The following is a 1,265-nucleotide window of genomic DNA, read 5'->3' on the forward strand; positions in this document are numbered from 1 at the left end:
TGATGTTCCCCCGGTTTCGTGGAGTCGAGATGCTGGACTTCAGGCCACGGGTTGGATGGACGGTTGCATCATTTCGTACTCGATCGGAGTCCGCATACCGAGGGCTGAGTGACGGCGGCGCCGGTTGTGGAAGATCTCGAGGTAGTCGAAGATCGCGTTCGCCAGCTCGATGCGGGTTTTCCAGCGTTGCCGGTTGAGTAGCTCGGTTTGCATTCTGCCCCAGAATGATTCGATGACGGCGTTGTCGTAGCAGTCGCCGATCGAGCCCATCGAGGGCACCAGCCCCGACTTGCGAGCGCGGTCGGTGAAGGCCCAGGAGGTGAATTGAACGCCGTGGTCGGAGTGAATGATCGTGCCCGACTCCGGCGATCTGTTGGAGATCGCCATCCCGAGCGCGTTGGTGACCAGCGCCGCGGTTTGGGTCGAGTCGATCGACCAGCCGACCACCCGCCGGGAATAGGTGTCGAGCACGACCGCGCAGTAGACCTTGCCTTCCCTCGTGTAGTGCTCGGTGATGTCGGTGACCCACAACTGGTTCGGCCGTGATCGGGTGAACGCACGATTGACCAGGTCACCGGCGGTCGGGGTTTGATGCCGTGGGCGTGCGCGCTTGACACCGGGCAGGCCCTTGATCCCGGCACGCGCCATCAACAGCTCGACCTGGTTGTATCCGACACCGATACCGAGACCGAGGGTGAGTTCGGCGTGCACCCGCGGGGCGCCGTAGGTGCCGCGTGAAGCGGCGTGCACGGCCCGGATCTGGTCGGTGAGCCAGGCATGGCGGATCGCTCGTTGCGAGGGCGGGCGCGATCTCCAATGGTAGAAACCGGACTCGGAGACATCCAACAGCCGGCACGCGACCTGTACCGGCAATCCCTCGCTGGCGATGGTGGCTATGGCCGCGTAACGCCTTTTGGGCCGCTGGCCTGTTCCTTCAGCAACTCACGAGCTCTTTTCAGGATGGCGACCTCGTGCTCGAGTTCTCGGATGCGGCGCTTGGCCGCGGCCAGTTCGGACTGCTCGGCGCTGGTCGCGCCCGGTATCTGACCGGTGTCGATCAGTTCCTGTTTACGCCAGACATAGATCGTCTGGTCGCTGATGCCCAGGTCCGCAGCTACCTGCGCGACCGGACGCCCGGCGGCGACCAGATCCAGGACCTTGCGACGGAACTCCTCGGGATAACGCCTTGGCACGAACAAGTCTCCTTCGACGACTTCGTGACCAAGAGTCAAGCAAACCAACTCCGGAAAACCGGGGGAACATCA

The 1,265-nt window shown here is 63.2% G+C and carries 1 pseudogene; it reads right to left on the bottom strand.

Going from position 1 to position 1,265, the window contains the following annotated elements:
* Positions 1-39 precede the first annotated feature (39 nt).
* Positions 40-1,193 (bottom strand): annotated as a pseudogene (locus ACFU5M_RS34515) (IS3 family transposase).
* Positions 1,194-1,265: the final 72 nt, after the last annotated feature.

This window comes from Nocardia sp. NPDC057455 (assembly GCF_042802775.1).
Lineage (GTDB): Bacteria > Actinomycetota > Actinomycetes > Mycobacteriales > Mycobacteriaceae > Nocardia.